Raw genomic sequence first — 20,358 nt, 5'->3', positions numbered from 1 at the left:
CGGGGCGGTAACCCTGCCGCCATGCCGCCGTCTCTTCACCAACTCGTCCCTACTGCCCTCGCGCTGAGTTCGCTGGCTGCCCAGGCCGTGCCCGTCACGGTGCAGTTGCGCGGGCCAGGTGGCCAGCCGCTGGCCGGCGCCGCGGTGGCCATCGAGGTCAAGGGCCGCACCGGCAAGACCAGCACCACGAAGGCCGAGATGGGCCAGCGCGACCGCCAGTTCACACCCGAGCTCCTCGTCGTGCAGACGGGTACGGCCGTCAGTTTCCCGAACTTCGACGCCGTGCGGCATCATGTCTACTCGTTCTCGCCCATCAAGGTCATCGACATCAAGCTCTACTCGGGCACGCCGGCCGAGCCCATCGTGTTCGACAAGCCGGGTGTCGCCACGCTGGGCTGCAACATCCACGACCGCATGAGCGCCCACATCGTCGTGGTGGACACGCCGACCTTCGGGCGCACCGATGACAAGGGCCAGGTGGCGTTTGACCTGCCGGTGGGCGAGCACGTCGCCAAGGCCTGGCATGGCGGCCAGAAGTCAACCAACCTGCAAAGCGTCAAGCTCGAAGTGCCGGCGGGCGGGGGCCCCGTGGCCCTCACGCTCGCCGAGTAACGCCACCGCAATGCGCTGGCCAGCCTGGCTGAACCTGCGCCGCCTCGAGGGGCGCATCGTCGCCCTCTTCCTGGCGCTGCTGCTGGTCGTGCAGCTGGTCAGCTTCGGCGCCATCCACGCCAGCATCACGCACAACGCCGAGGATTCCCTCGCCAGCGAGCTGCAGACCGGCGAACGCGTGCTGCGCCGCCTGCTCGACCAACGCGCCGGCAAGCTGCGCGACGCGGCCGAGCTGCTGGCCAAGGACTATGGCTTTCGCAGCACCGTCGGCCTGTCGCTGGCCGAGGCCGGCACCGTAGAGACCATCAAGGACGCGCTCGTCAATCAGGGCGAACGCGTCGGCGCCTCGGTCGTCGCCTACTTCGATGACCAGCAGCACCTCGTTGCCGCCACCCGCGACGGCGCGGCCGGTTTCGGCGCAGCGCTGGGCCAGCTCGTGCACAGCAAGGATGGCGCGGCCCTGGCCGTGCAGGGCAGCAAGGTCTACCAGGTGGTCGCCGTGCAGGTGCGCACGCCGGCACCGGTGGGCTGGGTGTTGATGGCCTTTGCGCTGGACCGCGAGGTGCTGGACGATCTCAAGGCGCTGTCGGAGCTGCAAGGCGTCGTGCTGCTGCAAGGTCCGACCAAGCAGTGGCAGACCACCGTCGACAACCTCGATGGCAGAGCAGTCAACGCCTTGCGTGCTGCGCTGGGTCAGGCCGCTCCAGCCGACGGCATCGTTGAGCTGGCCGGCGAACGCATGCGCGCCCTCTTCGTGCCCCTGATCGGTGGCGATCAAGCCCTTGGCGTGCTGCTGTTGCGGTCGCTGGACGCGGCCCTGGCGCCCTATCAGCAGTTGCAGCTCGTCCTGCTCGGCCTGACCGTGCTGGGCGTCGTCGTCTTCGCCCTCGTCAGCGTGCTGCTGGCACGCGGCATCAGCAATCCCATCACGGCCCTGTCGGCCTCGGCGCGCCGGCTGGAGCGCGGCGACTACGACACGCCCGTGCCGTCGACCTCGCGGCTGGAGGAGGTGCACAAGCTGGCCCTGGCGCTGGAGAGCATGCGTGAGGGCATCCGCCGCCGCGATGCCCTCGTCAACAACCTGGCCTACGTCGACCCGCTGACGCTGCTGCCCAACCGCGCGCGTTTCGCCGAATTCCTGCAGCACCACCTGACCCACAGCAACACGCCGGGTGCCGTGCTGATGCTGGACCTGGACCGCTTCAAGCACGTCAATGACGTGCTCGGCCACGAGGTGGGCGACCGCCTGCTGCAGTCGGTCGCCGAGCGCCTGCAGGCGTTGTGCGCGCCGGCGCATTCGGTGCTCGCGCGGCTGTCGGGCGACGAGTTCGCCGTGCTGCTGGCGCACACGGACGCCCATGCCGCCAGCGAGGCGGCGCTGGCCATCCTGAAGGACTTCGAGCGCCCGCTGCAGATCGACAACGAGACCATCGACCTTGGCGCCGGCATCGGCATCGCCCTCTTCCCCGAGCATGGCCGTGAGGTCAACCTGCTGCTGGGCCGCGCCGAGCTGGCCATGTATGCGGCCAAGGCCCGCCAGTGCGGCAGCCTGATCTACCACGCCCAGCTGGATGCCGGCAGCCAGGAGTCGCTGTCCCTGTTGACCGAGCTCCGCCACGCGGTCGAGAAGGATGAGCTGCGCCTGTACCTGCAGCCCAAGATCGACCTGCAGCAGGGCAAGATTCTCGGCGCCGAGGCSCTGGTGCGCTGGCAGCACCCGACGCGCGGCCTGGTGCCGCCGATGCAGTTCATTCCTTTTGCCGAGCAGACGGGCTTCATCCGCCTGCTCAGCGCCTGGGTGCTGTCCAACGCGGCCAGGTTCGCGCGTCAGGCCGCGGACGCGGGCCTGACGCTGCGGCTGTCGGTCAACCTGTCCACGCGCGACCTGATGGACCAGGACCTGCCGGCCAAGATCGAGGCCATGCTGGCGCCGCTGCAGGTGTCGGCCGACTCGCTGTGCCTGGAGATCACCGAGAGCACCATCATGGACGACCCCGAGCGGGCCCTGTCCACACTGGAGCATCTGCATGCGATGGGCTTCAAGCTGTCCATCGACGACTTCGGCACCGGCTATTCGTCGCTGGCCTATCTGAAGCGCCTGCCGGTGGATGAGCTCAAGATCGACAAGAGCTTCGTCATGGCGATGGAGCGTGACCTCGACGACGCGCGCATCGTGCGCTCGACGATCGAGCTGGCGCACAACCTCGGCCTCACCGTCGTCGCCGAGGGGTTGGAGACGCTCAAGGCCTGGGCCATGCTGGCCCGCCTGGGCTGCGACGAAGGCCAGGGCTATTTCATCAGCAAGCCCATGCCGCAGGAGCAGTTCATCGCCTGGGCCAAGAGCTGGCAGCCGCCGGACATCTCGGTCGTCACGGCCGAGAGCCTGATGGCCAAGCTCGGCTAGTTGTCCCGGTCTTCCAGCGCTTCACACAGCGCCGTCAAACCCGCCGTCACCGTCTGCAAGCGCACCGCATGGCGGTCGCCGCTGAAGTTCTCGCGCCAGACCTGGGCCGGCCGCCCCGCATGCACCAGGGCCAGCCAAACGGTGCCGACCGGCTTGGCCTCGCTGCCGCCCGTCGGCCCGGCCACGCCGGTGACGGCCAGTGCCCAATCGATGGGCGCGTGCGCCAGCAGGCCACGCGCCATGTGTTCGGCCACCTCGGCGCTGACGGCGCCGTGCAGCGCGATCAGGCCCTTGGGCACGCCCAGCAGTTCGGCCTTGGCCTCGTTGCTGTAGCTGACGACGCCGCGCTCGAACCACGCGCTGGAGCCGCTCAGGCTGGTGCAGGCGGCGGCGATGAGGCCGCCGGTGCAGCTCTCCGCCGTGCCGATGCGCTCGCGCCGCTGGATCAGCGCCACAGCGATGCGGTCGATCAGTTCAAGGTCGTCGGCAAACATGCTTACCCCATCACAAAGCGGTAGAGCGCGATGACAGCGAGCGTACAGCCGGCCGCGACGAAATCGTCGAACAGGATGCCGAAGCCCTGCGCCCACGTGACCGCGGCGCCGCGCTCGCCCTTGAAAAGCCGGTCGGCCCAGCCCACCGGCCCGGGCTTGGCGGCGTCGAAGAAGCGGAACAGGCCGAAGGCAATGAGCTGGCCCAGCCAGCCCACCGGCGCGATCAGCCACAGGATGAGCCAGAAGGCCAGCACCTCGTCCCAGACGATGGAGCCCGGGTCGGGTGTGTTCATGTCGCGCGCCGTGCGCGTGCAGGCCCACCAGCCCACCAGCGTGCCGATGCCGATCAGCAGGCCCCAGGCCAGCTCGCTCATCCACGGCGAGATGACCCAGAACACCAGCCAGGCCCAAAGGGTGCCGACGGTACCGGGCGCTTTGGGGCTCAGGCCGCTGCCGAAGCCCAGGGCGATCCAGCGCGCCGGGTGGCGCAGCATGAAGGCCGGCGTCGGACGGATCGGTGCGCCGCTCATGACTTGAAGTGGTCGAAGGAGCGCAGGCCGTGCTCAACCACTGCGCCGCGCGCGTCGACAACGCGCAACCCGGGCTCGGCTTCGATGACGCCGATGCGCGTCAATGCCACGCCCACATCGGGCAGCCGCGCACCGGCTGGCGCGGTGAAGACCAGTTCGTAGTCGTCGCCGCCCGCCAGCAGGCATTCCTGCTGCACGGCGGCCGCCTGCGCAGCCAGCACCTCGCTGCGGGGCAGCGCATCGACGTCCAGACGCGCGCCAACGCGGGAAGCCGCCAGGATGTGGCCCAGATCGCCGAGCAGCCCGTCTGACACGTCGATGGCCGCCGTCGCGATGCCGCGCAGCGCCTGGCCCAGTGCGACGCGCGGCGTTGGCAGCTCCATCGCGGCACGCACTTCCTCGAAGCCGGCGCCATCCACGGCCACAGTGCCACGGAACACCTCCAGCGCCAGCCGCGCATCACCGAGCCGCCCCGACACCCAGATCTCGTCACCCACTTGCGCGCCGCCGCGCAGCAAGGCCCGCCCCGGCGGCGCCTCGCCGAAGACGGTGATGCAGAGATTCAACGGCCCCTGCGTTGTGTCGCCGCCGATCAGCGGGCAGGCATGGGCGTCGGCCAGGGCCAACAGGCCGCGCGAGAAACCGGCCAGCCAGGCTTCGTCAACGCGCGGCAGGGCCAGGGCCAAAGTGAAGCCTCGCGGCGTCGCACCGCAGGCGGCCAGATCGCTCAGATTGACGGCCAGCGCCTTGTGGCCGAGACGCACCGGATCGACCGTCGACAGGAAGTGCCGGCCCTCGACCAGCATGTCACTGGAAACCAGCCAGCGCGCACCCGGCGTGGGCACGAGCACGGCGCAGTCGTCGCCCACGCCCACCTCGACGCCAGCCACCGCGGGGCGCTGGAAGTAGCGCCGGATCAGATCGAATTCGCCCATGGCCACGATTAGACCTTGTGGACATCCACAGCGCCCGGCGCGCCCTTGGGTGGCATGATTCCAGCCCCGTCGGCACCTTGTGATCCCGCCATGCTCAGCTCCGAAGAAAAACGCGCCCAACTCCGCCAGGCCGCTCTCGAGTACCACGAGTTCCCGACGCCGGGCAAGATCGCCATCGCGGCGACCAAGCAGCTCGTCAATCAGCACGACCTGGCGCTGGCCTACTCGCCTGGCGTGGCGGCGGCCTGCGAAGAGATCGTCGCGGACCCGGCCAATGCCTTCCGCTACACCTCGCGCGGCAACCTGGTCGCCGTCGTCTCCAACGGCACGGCCGTGCTGGGCCTGGGCAATATCGGGCCGCTGGCGTCCAAGCCCGTCATGGAGGGCAAGGGCGTCCTGTTCAAGAAGTTCGCCGGCATCGACGTGTTTGACCTCGAGGTGGCCGAAAACGACCTCGACAAGCTGGTCGACTGCATCGCCGCGCTGGAGCCCACCTTCGGCGGCATCAACCTCGAAGACATCAAGGCGCCGGACTGCTTTTATGTCGAGCGCAAGCTGCGCGAGCGCATGAAGATCCCTGTCTTCCACGACGACCAGCATGGCACCGCCATCGTCGTCGGCGCGGCCTTCCTGAACGGCCTCAAGGTCGTCGGCAAGGACATCAAGCAGGTCAAGCTCGTCACGTCGGGCGCAGGCGCCGCAGCGCTGGCCTGCCTGGGCCTGCTCGTCAAGCTCGGTCTGCCGCGCGAGAACATCTGGGTGACCGACCTTGCGGGTGTCGTCTACGAAGGCCGCACCGAGCTGATGGACCCGGACAAGGCCGTCTTCGCGCAGCCGACCTCGCAGCGCAGCCTGCGCGAGGCGATTGCCGGCGCCGACGTCTTCCTGGGCCTGTCGGCCGGCGGCGTGCTGAAGGCCGACATGGTCGCGACCATGGCCGCGCAACCGCTGATCTTCGCGCTGGCCAATCCGACGCCGGAAATCCTGCCGGAAGAAGTCCAGGCCGTGCGCGGCGACGCCATCATGGCCACGGGCCGCACGGACTACCCCAACCAGGTCAACAACGTCCTGTGCTTCCCCTACATCTTCCGCGGCGCACTGGACTCGGGCGCGACGACGATCAACGTGGAGATGGAGATCGCCGCGGTGCACGCCATTGCTGATCTTGCCCAGGCCGAGCAGAGCGAGGTGGTGGCCGCGGCCTATGTGGGCGCGACGCTGAGCTTTGGCGCGGAGTACCTGATTCCCAAGCCCTTCGATCCACGGCTGATGATGCGCATCGCGCCGGCCGTCGCCAAGGCCGCGGCCGACTCCGGCGTCGCGGCGCGGCCCATCCAGGACTGGGATGCCTACCGCGAGAAGCTGCAGAGCTTCGTCTACGCCTCGGGCAACACGATGAAGCCCATCTTCACCGCGGCCAAGCGGGCGCCCAACAAGCGCGTTGCCTACGCCGAGGGTGAGGAGGAGCGCGTGTTGCGCGCCGCACAGGTCGTCGTCGACGAAGGCCTGGCGCGCCCGACGCTGGTGGGCCGCCCGCAGGTCATCGCCGAGCGCTGCGAGCGCTTCGGCCTGCGCCTGCAGCAGGGCCGCGACTATGACGTCGTCAACGTCGAGCACGACGACCGCTACCGCGACTACTGGCAGACCTATCTGCAGATGACCGAGCGCAAGGGCGTCACCCAGCAGCTTGCCAAGATCGAGATGCGCCGCCGGCTGACGCTGATCAGCTCCATGCTGCTGCACAAGGGCGAGGTCGATGGTCTGCTCTGCGGCACCTGGGGCACGACCGCCACGCACCTGCAGTACATCGACCAGGTCATCGGCAAGCGCGCCGGCGTGAAGACCTATGCCTGCATGAACGGGCTGATCCTGCCGGGCCGCCAGGTCATGCTGGTGGACACCCACGTCAACTACGACCCGACCGCCGAGCAGCTKGCCGAGATCACCGTCATGGCCGCCCAGGAGATGTGCCGCTTCGRCCTGACGCCGAAGGCCGCCCTGCTGTCGCACAGCAACTTCGGCACCAGCGACAAGCCGTCGGCCGTAAAGATGCGCGACACGCTAGCGCTGCTGCGGCAGCTCGCGCCGTGGCTGGAGGTCGACGGCGAGATGCACGGCGATACCGCGCTAGACGCCCCCTACCGCAAGCAGATCATGCCCACCAGCCCGCTGACGGGCGAAGCCAACCTCCTGGTGCTGCCCAATATCGATGCCGCCAACATCTCCTACAACCTGCTGAAGACGGCCGCCGGCGGCGGCATCGCCATCGGGCCGGTGCTGCTCGGCGCGGCCAAGCCGGTGCACATCCTGACGCCTTCGGCGACCGTGCGCCGTATCGTCAACATGACGGCCCTGACCGTCGCCGACGCGAACGCGGCACGCGCCTGAACCTGGCACCGGCTCCAAGGGGGAACAGGGCAAAAGCGCCCGGACTCCCCCAATTGACAGAAGTTTTCACGACCCAAAACGGCGTCATGCAGCTGTCATGCTGCGAGTGAAATCAATCACTTAGACGCGCGTGAGTGCTGGCTCACATGACCCTATTCCAGACTCCGGCGCCCGCGCCGAGCTTGAGCTTTTGGGGTCGCTTCGGTACCATTACGGTTTCTCGTTCAGGGTTAACCCGTGTTTTTGCTCTCGTGGCTGGCGCGCTCCGGCGCCTCGGCGGTCACCACCGCCCTGCTGCTTTCCGGCTTGGCCGGAGGCGCGCAAGCCAAGGAAGCCGTCGGCGATAAGCCCCCCACCGCAACGCCCGCTCTGGCTGAAATTTCGCTGAGCGAGCTGCCCGCCCAGGCCCAGGAAACGCACCGGCTCGTTCTCGCCGGTGGCCCGTTTCCTTATGCCAAGGACGGCGTGGTGTTCGGCAATCGCGAGCGTCTGCTGCCCCGCAAGGCTCGCGGCTTCTATCGCGAATACACGGTCAAGACCCCTGGCGCCCGCAACCGCGGTGCCCGCCGCCTTATCTGCGGTGGCACGCCGCCGACGGCGCCCGAGATTTGTTATTACACCGGCGATCACTATGCCAGCTTCAAGCGCGTTCGCGCCCAAGCGGCCCGGTGAAGTCGAGGGTTCAGCAGTTTTGTGACTTGAAAGGAGGAACGCGACCATGCTTTTGCAGACCGTCCGTCCCAATATCGTGCAGGCCATACGGGCCTACAGGGTCGAGGACTTGATGCAGGCCGCCCAAGAAGCGGGCCAGCATTTCCTGTACGCCAACCTGTCGGAGGCGCAGTCCAAGCAGGACGTGCTCGATGGCATCGCGCAGGCCTTCCTGTTTCCAGCGCATTTCGGCAAGAACCTGGACGCCCTGCATGACTGCATGACCGACCTCGTGCACAAGTCTGGCTCTCAGCCAGGCTTTGTCGTGGTGCTGGAGCAGTTGCCCGACAACGTGCGATTCGACCGCGAGGCGAGAGAGCAATTGCTCGATGTCTTCCGAGACACGGCCGACTACTGGGCCGACAGGAAGATAGCGTTCAGGTGCTTCTATTCTTTTCAGTAGCCCGCTCCCAAGATAACGGGTCATGGGAGCGGGCTACTGAAGTGGCCCCGGTTATTGAAAAGCCTGCGCCGAAAAGCGCCAAGGCGACGGTTGGCAACCCCAACTTCGGCATGAACATGCCGATGATGTGCAGTGCCTTCGACACCTCGATGTGGCTCAGCGCAGCTTGAAGCGCTGAACTATCGAAAGCAGAACGGGACCCTCGGGTCCCGTTTTCATTTCTGCTGCGGCACTTCAAGCGCCAGCGCGACGAATTCGTCGACCGGCACCTCCTCGGCGCGGCGCTGCAGGTCGAAGTGGCCCGAAAAGCCGCGCTCGGCCAGCCAATGGCCCAGGCTGTGGCGCAGCAACTTGCGGCGCTGCGAGAAGGCGCTGGTGACCAGCGCCCCCAGCAGGGCCGGGTCTACCGCTGGCGGCCTGGCCAACGGCTGCATGCGCACGATGGCCGAGTTCACGCGCGGCGGCGGGTCGAAGGCCTCGGGCGGCACTTCCAGCACCGATTCAATGTCGTAGCGCCACTGCAGCATCACGCTSAGGCGCCCATAGTCCTTGCKGCCCGGKSCKGCGGCCATGCGRTCSACCACTTCCTTCTGCAGCATGAAGTGCTGGTCGACGACGTCGTCCACCGCATCCAGCAGGTGAAAGAGGATGGGCGTGGAGATGTTGTAGGGCAGGTTGCCGACCACGCGCAGCTTGGCGCCCTTGGTGGCAGCCAGCGCCTTGAAGTCGACCTTGAGCACGTCCGACTCGATGACCTCGACGTCGTCGCGCTTGCGCAGGCGCGCAGCCAGGTCGCGGTCCAGTTCGATGACGGTCAGCGGCTTGTGTCGCGCCAGCAGCGGCAGCGTCATCGCGCCCAGGCCAGGGCCGATCTCGACCAGGGTCTCGCCCGGCTGCGGATCGATCAGGTCGACGATGGCCTCGATCAGCGCCTTGTCGGTCAGGAAATGCTGCCCGAAGCGCTTGCGGGGGATGTGGGAACTCAGTCGAGCCACTCGCGCACTTCAACAAACGCCTTCGCCCGCAGATCCTTGACCCACTCCTGATAGGCCTCGTCGTATTTCTGCTCGCGCAGTGCGCCGCGGGCCTGGTCGCGCAGCTGCTTCATCTCGACATCGACCGTGCGGCGCTCCAGCACCTGGATCAGGTGCACGCCGAAGCGCGACACGACCGGTCCCGAGATGCCGTTCAGCGGCAGCACGTTCATCGCTTCCTCGAATTCCGGCACAAAACCGCCGGCAGCCATCCAGCCCAGGTCACCGCCTTCGGGGGCGCTGCCGTCCTCGGAATTGGCGCGGGCGAGTTGCTCGAACTTGGCCGAACCGGTCTCGATCTGGCGCTTGAATTCGGCCAGGCGGCGGGCCGCGACTTCGGCCGTCAGCTGTGCCGAGGGGCGCAGCAGGATGTGCCGGGCATGGGTCTGCACGGCCTGCGTCAGGGATGCGCCACCTTGGCGCTCGATGACCTTGAGGACGTGAAAGCCCGCGCCGGTGCGCAGCAGCTGAGGCGCGACCTCGCCGCTCTTCAGCCCCTTGACGGCATTGACGAACACGTCGGGCAGCCGATCGGCCGGGCGCAGGCCGATCTCGCCGCCGCGCGCCTTGTTGCTGTCTTCGGACACCTCGCGGGCGACGCGGGCGAAGTCCTCACCGCCCTTGATGCGCGCCAGGGCGCCTTCAGCACGGGTGCGGCGTTCGGTGACGACGCTTTCCGGCGCGCCATCGGGCACCGGCACGAGCACCTGGGCGAGGTTGACCATGCCGCCGCTGGCGAGTTCATTGCGCTTCTTGTCGAGGTAGGCGTCGATCTCGGCGTCCGTCACCTTGATGCGTCCCTGCACTTCGCGCTCGCGCACGCGCTCGGTCATCATCTGGTCGCGCAGGTTCTCGCGAAAGCTCTTGTAGTCGGTGCCGTCGGCCTTCAGGCGATCGCGCAGCTGCGCCATCGTCAGCTTGTTCTGCGCGGCGACGTTGGCCACCACGCGATCCAGCTCGGCCTCGTCGATCTTCTGGCCGGTCTCGCGGGCGTAGGTGACGAGGACGCGATCCTCGATGAGGGCCTCCAGCGCCTGCTTGCGCAGGCCGGCCGTCTCGGGCATGACCTCGCCCTTCTGGCGGGCTTCCTGGCGCAGGCGTTCGGTACGCTGGATGACCTCACTGGCGGCCACGACGTCCTGGTTGACGACGGCGGCGATGTAGTCCCCCGGCTGCAGCGTGGGCGTCTGGGCCTGGGCCTGGAAAGCGGCCAAGGCCAGCGTCACGGCAAGAAAGAGGGGAGCTAGGCGATAGATCATGGTTGGAAATCTGAACTCGGTGAGCGGTCGGAGCTCAGCCTTCGGTAACCGGGCACATTGTCCTTCAAGACTTTGAGGGCGTTCGAACCGAGCTGTGACAGGCCGACGAGCTCCAGTTGCAGCATCAGCCGCGTGTTCGTTTCGGCGCGGCCGGTGGACAGCCGCTCGACGCCCCAGCGCAGCACCCAGCAACCGGCGTCGTACTCGAAGCCCATGACCGAATCGGTCAGGCGCCGGTCGCGCAGCGAGTACTGCACGCGGCCGGCGCTGTACCAGGCGCCGCCGCAGGCCTTGCTGTCGGCACCGCGTGAGGTGACAGGGGTACCGTAGATCGGCCATTGCCAGGCCAGTTCGACCTGCTCGCTCTGCCCCCGCGCCAGCCGGTAGGCGACGCTGACGGTCTTGTAAGGCCCGGGCGAATAGCGCCCGCGCAGCACCGATCGAACCGAACGGTTGGTCTCGGGGTTGAACTCCAGCGTGCCGTCGGCCCACCACTTCTCGTCCAGATGGGCGGCGGCAGCCAGCAGCAGATCGGAGAAGCGCTGCGTGACGGGCTGGCCGTCGGGTGTGATCTTCTGATCGCGGAACAGGAAGCGCTGCACGGCGCCCAGGCGCAGGATCTCCTCGCCCGTGTTGGTGCCGATCCAGCGGCTGGTCACGCCCGCGCTCAATGCATGCAGGTCCGACACCCGGTCCACGCCCGAGAAGGGGTTGTCGGTGTAGATGGAGTCGAAGTTGAAGTCCTTGGCCGCCGCGTCGAAGTTGGGCAGGTTGGCCTGGTCGCGGAAGGGCGTGTTGACGTACAGCAGCCGCGGCTCAAGGCTTTGGCGGTAGTCGCGGCCGAACAGCGTCGTGTCGCGCTCGAAGACCCAGCCGTGGTCGATGCTCAGCGTTGGAATGACCCGGCCCATGCGCCGACGGCCGTCGGGCTGGGGCCGGTCGAGGTCGTAGGCAGCCGCATTGAAGGAAGCCCGCGGGATGAACCACCAGGCCTCGCCACCCAGCGGTGCGCTGATGTGGCCCAGCGCATGCACGCGCTGGCCGCCACGCGGCTGGCCGGCCAGCGCCGAGCCCGGCAGGTCGAAACGGTTGTACTCCAGCTCCAGCCCGCCCTCCAGCCTTGCCTTGCGGCCCCAGGGGCGAAAGCTGTCCAGCACGGCCTCATCGGCCGCCGTCGTCACGCGAACGCCAACCTGCGGGCTGCGCTGGAAGGGCGAATCGAACTGCGAGGGAACGTCGGTGCCCTGCAGCGCCTGCCAGCGCTGCACGCGGGCATAGGTGTCGATGACACCCCAGGACAGCTCGCGCTGGCGGTTCAGCGTGAAGTCGTTGGCCAGCAGGCGCGGCGTCTGGCTCTCGACGCGGCGCGACATGTCCTTCCAGTAGTCGTCGTCAGACACGCGTTCGCTCTTGAGCCGGTAGCGCCAGTCGCCAAACACATGGCCGTCGTTGTTGAGCTTGAGGCTCCAGCGCGAACGGCCGAAGACGCGGTCGCCGGGCAGCAGGTCGACGTTGATGCGGCCGGCATGGTCAGGCTCGAGGTAGCGGAACTCGCTGTCCAGGCCCACGCCGCGCTTGCTCATGATGAAAGGCGTGAAGGTCGCATCGCGCTGCGGCGCGATGTTCCAGTAATAGGGCACGCCGAACTCGAGGCCGCTGCGGTTGTCCAGGAACAGATTTGGCGGCAGCCAGCCCGACTTGCGCGCCGAGCTGAGCGGGAAGCTCAATGACGGTGCGGCGAGCAGCGGCATGCCCAGGAAACGCAGCACTGCGCCGTCGGCCTGGCCTTCGTTGGCGGCCAGGTCCATGCGCAGCTGCTTGGCCGTGATCTGCCAGGCCGGCTCCTGGCCCTCCACGGCGGGGCAGCTGGTGTAGCTGCCCTCGGTGGCGCTCATGTGCTCGCTGTCCTGGAATTTCAGCACCTGGGCCTTGCCGGCGCCGCCCGTGGCCGCGAGGAAGAAGCGGGGGGTCAGGAACTCGCCCTCGAAGCGGCTCACATAGAGCTGCAGCAGCGGGCCGGAGAAGACATTGCCGTTGTGGTTGATGCGCACCTGGCCTTCGGCCCGGGCAAGGTCGTCCACGACGCTGTAGTCCAGCTTGTCGGCGTTCAGCACCAGCTCGCCGTAGCGCAGCTCGACATCGCCCAGGCCCTCGGCCTTCTGATCCAGCTGGGCCGAGACCTTGTTGGCGCTGATGACCAGGGCCGGCTTGGCACCGGTCTTGGACGCCGGCCCGAGCACGCGGCTGCCGCGCAGTGGCAGGGCCTCTGCGGGGCCAGCCTGCTGCTGGGCCGACGCCTGCCCCCAGGCGCACAGGGCCAGGGCAACGAGGGCGGGTAGCAGGGCTGGGGTGGGAAATCGGGAGAAGCGCGGCACGGACGGCAAAGGCTCGGAGTCGGTGAGGATGCCGGGGCCGGCAGGTAAGGAAGCGCTGAACAAGTTCCTCGCGCGCGGCGCATCCGTGTTTTGGGCGGTCTGCGGCGTTGCAAATGCTCGCCATGGCCCCAGCCATGGCTGTGCTTTGCGCCTTGCAGCCCATCCCAAATCACGGCGCGCCGCATCGCGGGAACTCATTCAGCGCTTCCCTAGAATTTCATTATCCACGAGGGCCCTTCCCTATGACCTATGCCCCGACCTCGGCCTTGATTGCCGAACTGCTTGCCCGCCCCGCCGACGCCGACCGCCTGATGCGCGCCGCCTGCGCCGAGTTGCGCGCCCATCCCCTGCCACCAGCCCCGCCCGATGCCAACGCCCTGCGCACCGGCCTGGGCCGCGTTGCCGAGGCGGGGCTGGACGGCGTGCTGCATCGCCTCGTCGCCGATGTGCCACACGGCTGCGTGACGGAGAGCCTCGCTGCACTGCTGCGCCCGCCCGAACTGGCCTGGGACGAGGCCCAGGAGATCGACTGGGCCGCACGCCATTGGCAGGAATGCCGTGCCGAGGGTCAGCTCGACGAGGAACTGGCGGCCGACTTCGGCGAGTACTGGCGGCGCCTGGAATGGAGCGCGCTGCGCCAGCACCTTGTGCTGCTGGGGAACCTGGGCGAAGGCCATGCCGAGGAGCGCCGGCTGCTGGCCCATGTCGCCAAGACCTCGAGCCGCTATGTCGCCTTCGGGCCGCTCAAGCGGGCGATGGAGGCGCGCCATCCCGAATTCTTCGTGCTCGGCTTCAGCCTGCGCTGAGCGGAAAGCAAAACGACCCCGGGGCCGAGGCCGCGGGGTCGCCGTGGGGTGCGGATGAATCAGGCTTTGCGGCGGCGCTTGGCCAGGCCGACACCGGCCAGGGCGATGCCCACCAGCGCATAGCTGGCCGGTTCAGGCAGAGCGGCGGCACCGGTCTGGTAGGCCCACAGGCCCAGGTCGCTGTAGGCCGAAGTGTTATTGGGGTTGTAGTGGTCCCAGCTGCCATTGGTGCCGGCGTAGGCGTAGGCATAGGCATTCGGGTTGCTGGCACCGACGTCGGCGTAGTTGCCCCACATCAGGCCGCGCGAGGACGAACCACCGATGACCGAGCTCAGCGCGTTCCAGTCGCTGCCGGGCGTGCTGGTCCACAGCGCATCCACGTCGCTCAGCGAAGCGACCGAGAAGCCGGCAGCGGTGGCCGTGTTGACCTGAGCCGTGTAGTTCATGTTGAACAGGTCGGGCAGCTGGAGCCAGACACGGCCGGTGGTCGTGTCCTGGAAGGTGGCATAGCCGTTCACATCGGCGTGCGCCACGAGGCCGGCGTGAGCGGCACTGGCGCCCAGGCCGATGACGGTAGTGAGGGCGACGGCCAACAGCTTGGTCGAGAAGGTCATTTGATTTATGGACTAGGGATTGACGACGGACGCATGTTGCCCGCGTCGCCTCCAAGTTCCGCCCCCTCGCCTCCAGGGGGTCAGGCCATGCCTTGTGAACAAGTTCGCAGCCGCCCGGCCGCGTCTTCCCCCGTGGTCACGGGGAAGCGCCTCAGGGACAGGTCGCGCAGCCCGCTGCGACCAGCCAGGGGTCCTTGTCCTCGCCGCCGAAGATCTGCAGCAGGAAGTCGAGGAAGGCGCGCGTGCGTGCCGGCACGTATTTGCGGGTCGGCATGCCGGCCCACAGCGTCGTGCCAAACAGCCGCCACTGCGGCATGACGCGCTCCAGCGCCTGCTCCAGCAGCGCGTCCTCGACCATGAAGCTGGGCAGCCCGGCCACGCCAAGGCCGTGCAGGGCGGCGGCGTAATTGGTGTCCATGTGCGTCGTCGACAGCGCGGCGCGCGAGGGCACGATGGGCAGGGTGATCTCCTCGGTGCCGTCGCCGCGCTGCAGCGTCAGGCCGCGCATCAGCGAAGGCGTGGGCGGCAGCAGCGCGTCGTGCTGCTTGAGGTCGTGCGGGTGCTGGGGGCGGCCGCGCTGGTCCAGATAGTCGGGCGAGGCGCACATGATGAATTCACTGCGTGCCAGGCGGCGGGCGATGAAATCGCCGTCCAGCGTCTCGCGGGACAGGAAGATGGTCAGGTCGTAGGCGTCGTCCACCGTGTCGACCGGGCCCGGCGACGTGATCTCCAGCGTCACCAGCGGGTACTCGCGATGGAACTTGGGCAGGTGCTTGGCGAGCTGATGCACCGCGATGGCCGGCGGGCACAGGATGCGCAGCAAGCCGCGCACCTCCTGCGTGGCCGAGGCGGCCAGGGCTGCCGCCTCGTCGACATCGGCCAGGATGCGCCGCGCCCGCTCCAGATAGGCCTCGCCGATCTCGGTCAGCGACAGCCGCCGCGTCGTGCGGTTCAAGAGCCGCGTGCCGAGATGCTCCTCCAGCTCGGCCACCAGCCGCGTGACGACGGCCGGCGCCAGGTCCAGCCCGCGTGCCGCGGCGGCAAAACTGCCCTCGTCGATGACGCGGACGAAAACCTTGATGGCGCGTAGCTGATCCATTCAGGGATGCGCAGCCATGACCTGGGCCACGGCTGCGGTCAAGCGCTTGCCATAGGGCACGTGCAGGAACTCGTTGGGCCCGTGGGCATTGCTCTTCGGTCCGAGCACGCCGCAGACCATCATCTGCGCCTTGGGGAAGCCCTTTTGCAGCATGCTCATCAGCGGGATGGTGCCGCCCTGGCCGATATAGCCGACCGGCGCGCCGAAATGGGCATGGCTGGCGTCGTTGAGCGCCTGGCTAAGCCAGGGCGACAGCTCCGGCGTGTTCCAGCCGGTGGCGCCATAAGCGCCGGCACGACCGTCGGGCGTGAAGGTCACCTTGGCGTTGTAGGGCGCGTTGTCCTCCAGCAGGGCCTTCAGCTTGAGGGCAGCTTCGTTGCCGTCAATGAGCGGCGGCAGGCGCAGCGACAGCTTGAAGGCGGTGTAGGGCCGCAGCACATTGCCGGCGTTCTTCAGCTCGGGGAAGCCATCGGCGCCGACAACCGACAGCGTCGGCCGCCAGGTGCGGTTCAGCAGCACCTCGACCGGGTCGGTCGTCACCGGCAGCACCGGGCCGCCGTCCGCACCGCAGGCCCAGGGCATGCGCTTGTAGACCTCTTCCTTCAGGATGGCCGCCGTCGCTTTGACCTGGTCCAGGCGGGCGCCGGGGATGTCGCAGTGGAAGCTCTCGGGCAGCAGACGGCCCGTCTTGCTGTCCTCCAGCCTGTCCAACACCTGGCGCAGGATGCGGAAGGACGAGGGCACGACGCCCGAAGCGTCGCCGCTATGGATGCCTTCGGCCAGCACCTCGACCTTCAGCACACCCGACACCATGCCGCGCAGCGAGGTCGTCAACCAGAGCTGGTCGTAGTTGCCGGCGCCAGAGTCCAGGCAGACCACCAGGGACACGTTGCCCAGCCGGGGACCGAGCAGGTCCAGGTAGGCCGGCAGGTCGAAGCTGCCGCTTTCCTCGCAAGTCTCGATCAGGCCGACGCAGCGCGGGCGCGGGATGCCCTGCTTGTCCAGCGCCATGATGGCCGTCAACGACGCGTAGACGGCATAACCATCGTCGGCGCCGCCGCGGCCATAGAGCAGACCGTTCTCATACTTGGGCGTCCAGGGGCCGAGGTCGTTGCGCCAGCCGCTGAACTCGGGTTGCTTGTCCAGGTGGCCGTAGACGACGACCGTGTCTTGCGAATCTGCCTTGGTGGCCGGCACCTCGAAGAAGATGACCGGCGTGCGGCCGGGGATGCGCACCACTTCGAGCTTCAGGCCGGCAACCTTCTTGCTCTCGACCCAGGCGGCGGCCTGGGTCAGCACCTTCTCGATATGGCCGTTCTTCGCCCAGTCGGCGTCGAACATCGGGCTCTTGGCCGGAATGGCGATGTAATCGGTCAGCGCGGGGACGATTTCCTCGTCCCAGACGCGGGCGGCAAATTCGCCCAGCGCGCTCGTCTCATCGGCTTGCAGGGGCAGGTGGGGATCACGTGCGTTCATGGCGTACTCCTGGCGCTTGTGGCGCGACTTACCAGTTTAGGCTTGGCCGCGACAGGCATCACGCCGCCTGGGATAACTACCGGCGGCATTCACGGCGTCAACCGCTTAGGCTCGACGCCAAGATGCGCTTGTTACTGATTGTTCTGATTGCGCTGCTGACCGGCTGTGCCTCAGGCCCCAAATTCACCGTGGACGACGGCCGCAAGGTCGACGAGACGCTGCTGGCCGGCATGCGTGCCTATGGCGCCGGCGAGCGCCTGATCCGCCCGGCCATCGCGCGCAGCGCGGCGCTGAAAGACAAGGACTGCGACAAGCAGTGGGAGCTGCCCTTCGCCGTGGCCACCAGCGCCGGYTGGAGCGCGGACGATCGCGTCGCCTGGGTGCGCGCCCTGCAGGTGGACGAGAGGCTGACCGTCATCGCCGTCACCCAGGATTCGCCGCTGGCCCCGAGCGACCGCATCGTGCGCGTCGGCGGCCGCGAGGACATCGACGGCGAGCGCCTGCTGGAAACGCTGGCCGAGGCGCGCGACGCTGGCAAGCCCTTCAACGTCGGCCTGGCCTCAGGCCGCAACGTCGCCATCAAGCCCTTCGAAGTCTGCCGCGGCTACACACGCTTCGCACCGCCCAACACGGCGCAGCTGCAGGACTACCACTGGCTGCTCAGCCTGCACCCGCTGGAGGTGACCCAGGCCGAGCCCACACCCGACGAGGCGCTGTGGATGGTGTTGTGGACGCAGGGCCTGTCCGAAGAGGGCGGGGCCCGCATGAAGACCTACCACTACGCCATCAAGATCGCCGGCACCCTCTACAACCTGGCCACACTGGCCTCGGGCGTCAAGGCCGCGGCGCTGGCCGCCGACGCCGCGATGAGCGCGGCCAAGAGCGCCGCGGCCAACGTGGCCAGCGAGTTCCTCAAGCAGCAGCTCATCGAGCAGGGCAAGGCGCTGGCGACGCAGAAGATCCGCGAAGGCCTGGTGGACGCTGCTCAACAGCTGACGCGCCAGCAGGTCATGAACGTGATGCAGGCCGCGGCCGCCAACCGCGGCTCGCTGTCGGGCGTCTCCCGCATCGCGGCCACCACCTTCGACTATGCCGACGCCTGGGCCTTCACGCGCATGGCGGCCCTGGGCGCGTCGCCGCTGGCGGGCTTCACGCTGCACCAGAAACTCATCGAGCGCAGCCTGGCCGCCAACGCCTTCCTGTTCGACGCCGACCGCCTGGCGGCCATCAACAAGATCGCCGCCGCACGCGGTTTCGAGGCCGAGGTGGTCGCCATCCTCGGTGGCCTGCGCGCCGACACGCTGCGGGCCGAGATCGGCGCCATGCCGCTGGCCTCGGCGCGCGGCAGCTTCAGCTTCGACAACCCCGACGACCCCGGCGCCGGCCGTTTCTCCCGCGGCCTGGTCGACGCCATGCTGGAACTGCCCGCCGAGTCGGCCACCAAGAAATGAAGTTCGCCATCACGCTGCTGCTGTTGACGGCCGCCTGGGCTCAGGCCCAGACGCCTCCCGAAGCCGGGGCGTCGGCACCCGAGCCCGCAGCTTCCGAGCCCGTCGCCGCGCCGGCCCCACCGCCGCCCAGCTGCGCCCAACTGTCGAGCCGGGCGCTGTCGGCCGACCTGCGTGCCGCCACGGCCCAATCGCAGAACCAGCCACTGGAGGCCCTCGTCAAGCTCTACGACGAGGCGGTTGCGCAATGGGGCGGGGCACTGGCCAGCTGCGACGGCCGCGCTCGCGAACGCGCCCAACGAAACCTGGCCGACAGCCAGAAGACCCGCGAAGCCCTGGCCGAGAAGCTGCAGTCCGGCAGCCAGTGCGAGAGTGCCCACCGCGATGCCGCCTCGCTGCAGGAGCTGGCCCGCGCGGCCTTTGGCGAGCGGCGCTTTGGCGACGCCGCCAGCCTCTACCGCAAGGCCGAGGGCATGTGGGAGCTGGCCGCCGAGCAGTGCAACGGCAGCCAGCAGCAGACTGCCCAGCGCCGCCGCGAGCAGAGTGAGATCGACGGCCACAACGCCGAGTTCTGCGCCGCGCCCTTCGAGCGCGCCCGCGAGTTCTCCAGCAAGCTGCGCAACACCGGCGCCGCCCTGCCGCTGGCCGAGCGCCAGACACAAAGCCAGATCGGCGAGACGCTGTGGCGCGACACCGCCAAGCTCTGCAAAGGCAGCGCCCAGGAGCTGGYGACGAACAACGCCCAGGCCCTGGCTCGCGAGCGCGGCACACCCTGGGTGGCGACACCGCTGCCCGGCGCGCCGGCACCGGTGGTTGCGGCAGCGCCCAAACCGGCGGCCGCGATGGCGGCACCCGTCACCAACAAGGCCGCTGCCAGCGCGCCACCGCCGGCCCCGCCTGGGCTGCGCCAGGCAGCAGCCGCACCGATCACGCCCCTCGCCCAGCCCACAGCAGCGCCGGTGCCGGTTCCCGAGCCCAAGCTTTTCGATCGCATGGCCGGTGACACGCGCTACGTTGGCCAGTTCGTGCGCAATGACGACGACACCGTCACGGGCTCCGGTCGCGTCGAGTGGAAGAACGGCGACGTCTACGAAGGCCCGCTGCTGCGCAGCCAGCGCCAGGGCGTCGGCGAGATCCGCTGGGCCGCCGGCCAGCGCTACAAGGGCGACTGGGTGGCCGACCGCGCCACCGGCCGCGGCACCATGAGCTTTGCCAACGGCAATCACTACGAAGGCACGTTGATGGACGGCCAGCCAGAGGGCGAAGGCAAGCTGACCTATGCCTCGGGCGACGTCTACAGCGGCCAGATCCGCCAGGGGCTGCCGCATGGCCGCGGCAGCTATGTCTGGATGAGCGGCCAGCGCTACGAGGGCGAATGGGTCAACGACAAGCCACAGGGCCAGGGCAAGATGCGCTTCAGCAACGGCAACCAGTACGAAGGCCAGATGGCCGCCGGCCTGCCCCAGGGACGCGGCCGCATGATCTTCCCTGGCGGCGACGTCTACGAGGGCGAGTTCGACGCCGGCAAGGCCCACGGCCAGGGCAAATACGCCTGGCGCAGCGGCGAGCGCTACGAAGGCGCCTGGGCGCGCGGCCTCAAGCATGGCCAGGGCACCTTCCACTGGCCCAGCGGCGATCGCTGGGAAGGTGTGTTCAAGGACGACGAGCGCACGGACGAGGGCTTCATGGTGCGCAAAGGCAGCTGAGGGACGGCCCGAGACTGCCGCCTCCGTTACGCTTGCCCCATCAGCTTTTCTTTTGGAGATCCAC

17 protein-coding genes are annotated in these 20,358 nt (G+C 68.3%); 8 read left to right on the top strand and 9 right to left on the bottom strand.

Annotated features, from left to right (window positions below; genetic code table 11):
- Positions 1 to 21 precede the first annotated feature (21 nt).
- The gene (locus ACXJKJ_RS04620; RefSeq protein WP_457389259.1) at positions 22 to 612 is read left to right on the top strand and encodes a methylamine utilization protein; all 591 of its coding nucleotides are present in this window, start codon (positions 22 to 24) and stop codon (positions 610 to 612) included.
- 10 nt (positions 613 to 622) lie between these two features.
- Positions 623 to 3,016 (top strand): bifunctional diguanylate cyclase/phosphodiesterase, encoded by a 2,394-nt coding sequence (locus tag ACXJKJ_RS04615; protein WP_056200088.1) that lies wholly within the window; start codon positions 623 to 625, stop codon positions 3,014 to 3,016.
- Here ACXJKJ_RS04615 and ACXJKJ_RS04610 read toward each other — a convergent pair.
- Genes ACXJKJ_RS04610 through thiL form a run of 3 tightly spaced genes read right to left on the bottom strand, consistent with a single transcriptional unit; the run spans position 3,013 to position 4,975 of the window.
- Complete coding sequence (locus ACXJKJ_RS04610) at positions 3,013 to 3,510, bottom strand: CinA family protein (RefSeq protein ID WP_056200091.1); 498 nt, start codon at positions 3,508 to 3,510, stop codon at positions 3,013 to 3,015. The two genes, ACXJKJ_RS04615 and ACXJKJ_RS04610, sit on opposite strands and share 4 nt — an antisense overlap.
- A gap of 2 nt (positions 3,511 to 3,512) precedes the next feature.
- Positions 3,513 to 4,040, bottom strand: a complete 528-nt coding sequence (locus tag ACXJKJ_RS04605) for a phosphatidylglycerophosphatase A family protein (protein WP_457321205.1) — start codon at positions 4,038 to 4,040, stop codon at positions 3,513 to 3,515.
- Positions 4,037 to 4,975 (bottom strand): thiamine-phosphate kinase, encoded by a 939-nt coding sequence (gene thiL, locus ACXJKJ_RS04600; protein WP_457350820.1) that lies wholly within the window; start codon positions 4,973 to 4,975, stop codon positions 4,037 to 4,039. The genes ACXJKJ_RS04605 and thiL overlap by 4 nt, the downstream gene beginning before the upstream one ends.
- Before the next feature lie 90 nt (positions 4,976 to 5,065).
- Here thiL and ACXJKJ_RS04595 point away from each other — a divergent pair, with 90 nt between their 5' ends.
- The 3 genes from ACXJKJ_RS04595 (at position 5,066) to ACXJKJ_RS04585 (ending at position 8,477) form a co-directional block, all read left to right on the top strand.
- Positions 5,066 to 7,363, top strand: coding sequence for an NADP-dependent malic enzyme (locus ACXJKJ_RS04595; protein WP_457389258.1), 2,298 nt, complete (start codon positions 5,066 to 5,068; stop codon positions 7,361 to 7,363).
- 243 nt (positions 7,364 to 7,606) lie between these two features.
- Complete coding sequence (locus ACXJKJ_RS04590) at positions 7,607 to 8,035, top strand: ribonuclease domain-containing protein (protein WP_457321200.1); 429 nt, start codon at positions 7,607 to 7,609, stop codon at positions 8,033 to 8,035.
- Positions 8,036 to 8,081: 46 nt separating this feature from the next.
- On the top strand, positions 8,082 to 8,477 hold the full coding sequence (locus tag ACXJKJ_RS04585) for a barstar family protein (RefSeq protein WP_056200105.1): 396 nt from the start codon (positions 8,082 to 8,084) through the stop codon (positions 8,475 to 8,477).
- A 215-nt stretch (positions 8,478 to 8,692) separates the two neighbouring features.
- Here the strand turns inward: ACXJKJ_RS04585 and rsmA are convergent, their stop codons facing one another.
- From rsmA to ACXJKJ_RS04570, 3 genes are read right to left on the bottom strand one after another with little or no spacing between them, the layout of a single operon-like run.
- Positions 8,693 to 9,472, bottom strand: coding sequence for a 16S rRNA (adenine(1518)-N(6)/adenine(1519)-N(6))-dimethyltransferase RsmA (gene rsmA, locus ACXJKJ_RS04580; RefSeq protein ID WP_457389257.1), 780 nt, complete (start codon positions 9,470 to 9,472; stop codon positions 8,693 to 8,695).
- The gene (locus ACXJKJ_RS04575; protein ID WP_056200108.1) at positions 9,460 to 10,770 is read right to left on the bottom strand and encodes a peptidylprolyl isomerase; all 1,311 of its coding nucleotides are present in this window, start codon (positions 10,768 to 10,770) and stop codon (positions 9,460 to 9,462) included. Before ACXJKJ_RS04575 ends, rsmA begins: the two co-directional genes overlap by 13 nt.
- The gene (locus tag ACXJKJ_RS04570) at positions 10,767 to 13,208 is read right to left on the bottom strand and encodes an LPS-assembly protein LptD (RefSeq protein WP_457389256.1); all 2,442 of its coding nucleotides are present in this window, start codon (positions 13,206 to 13,208) and stop codon (positions 10,767 to 10,769) included. The genes ACXJKJ_RS04575 and ACXJKJ_RS04570 overlap by 4 nt, the downstream gene beginning before the upstream one ends.
- Positions 13,209 to 13,387: 179 nt before the next feature.
- Between ACXJKJ_RS04570 and ACXJKJ_RS04565 the strand changes: the two genes are divergently transcribed.
- Entirely contained in the window at positions 13,388 to 13,951 is a 564-nt protein-coding gene (locus ACXJKJ_RS04565) for a hypothetical protein (RefSeq protein ID WP_457389255.1), read from the top strand.
- A gap of 59 nt (positions 13,952 to 14,010) precedes the next feature.
- Here ACXJKJ_RS04565 and ACXJKJ_RS04560 read toward each other — a convergent pair whose 3' ends face one another.
- The 3 genes from ACXJKJ_RS04560 to ACXJKJ_RS04550 all read right to left on the bottom strand — a co-directional run bounded on the left by ACXJKJ_RS04560 (position 14,011) and on the right by ACXJKJ_RS04550 (position 17,140).
- On the bottom strand, positions 14,011 to 14,565 hold the full coding sequence (locus tag ACXJKJ_RS04560; protein WP_457323138.1) for a PEP-CTERM sorting domain-containing protein: 555 nt from the start codon (positions 14,563 to 14,565) through the stop codon (positions 14,011 to 14,013).
- Between the two features lie 151 nt (positions 14,566 to 14,716).
- Positions 14,717 to 15,664 (bottom strand): LysR family transcriptional regulator, encoded by a 948-nt coding sequence (locus ACXJKJ_RS04555; protein WP_056200116.1) that lies wholly within the window; start codon positions 15,662 to 15,664, stop codon positions 14,717 to 14,719.
- A complete protein-coding gene (locus ACXJKJ_RS04550) occupies positions 15,665 to 17,140 on the bottom strand; it encodes a M20 family metallopeptidase (protein WP_457389254.1) in 1,476 nt (491 codons plus the stop codon).
- Between the two features lie 128 nt (positions 17,141 to 17,268).
- Between ACXJKJ_RS04550 and ACXJKJ_RS04545 the strand changes: the two genes are divergently transcribed.
- Together ACXJKJ_RS04545 and ACXJKJ_RS04540 are read left to right on the top strand one after the other, a co-directional pair.
- A complete protein-coding gene (locus tag ACXJKJ_RS04545; RefSeq protein WP_457389253.1) occupies positions 17,269 to 18,591 on the top strand; it encodes a hypothetical protein in 1,323 nt (440 codons plus the stop codon).
- Positions 18,588 to 20,294 (top strand): MORN repeat-containing protein, encoded by a 1,707-nt coding sequence (locus ACXJKJ_RS04540; protein ID WP_457389252.1) that lies wholly within the window; start codon positions 18,588 to 18,590, stop codon positions 20,292 to 20,294. Before ACXJKJ_RS04545 ends, ACXJKJ_RS04540 begins: the two co-directional genes overlap by 4 nt.
- Positions 20,295 to 20,358: the final 64 nt, after the last annotated feature.

The sequence above is a fragment of the Roseateles sp. P5_E1 genome, assembly GCF_054049335.1.
The sequence above is the reverse complement of the archived record's forward strand: the minus strand, read 5'-3'. Positions and strand labels throughout refer to the sequence as shown.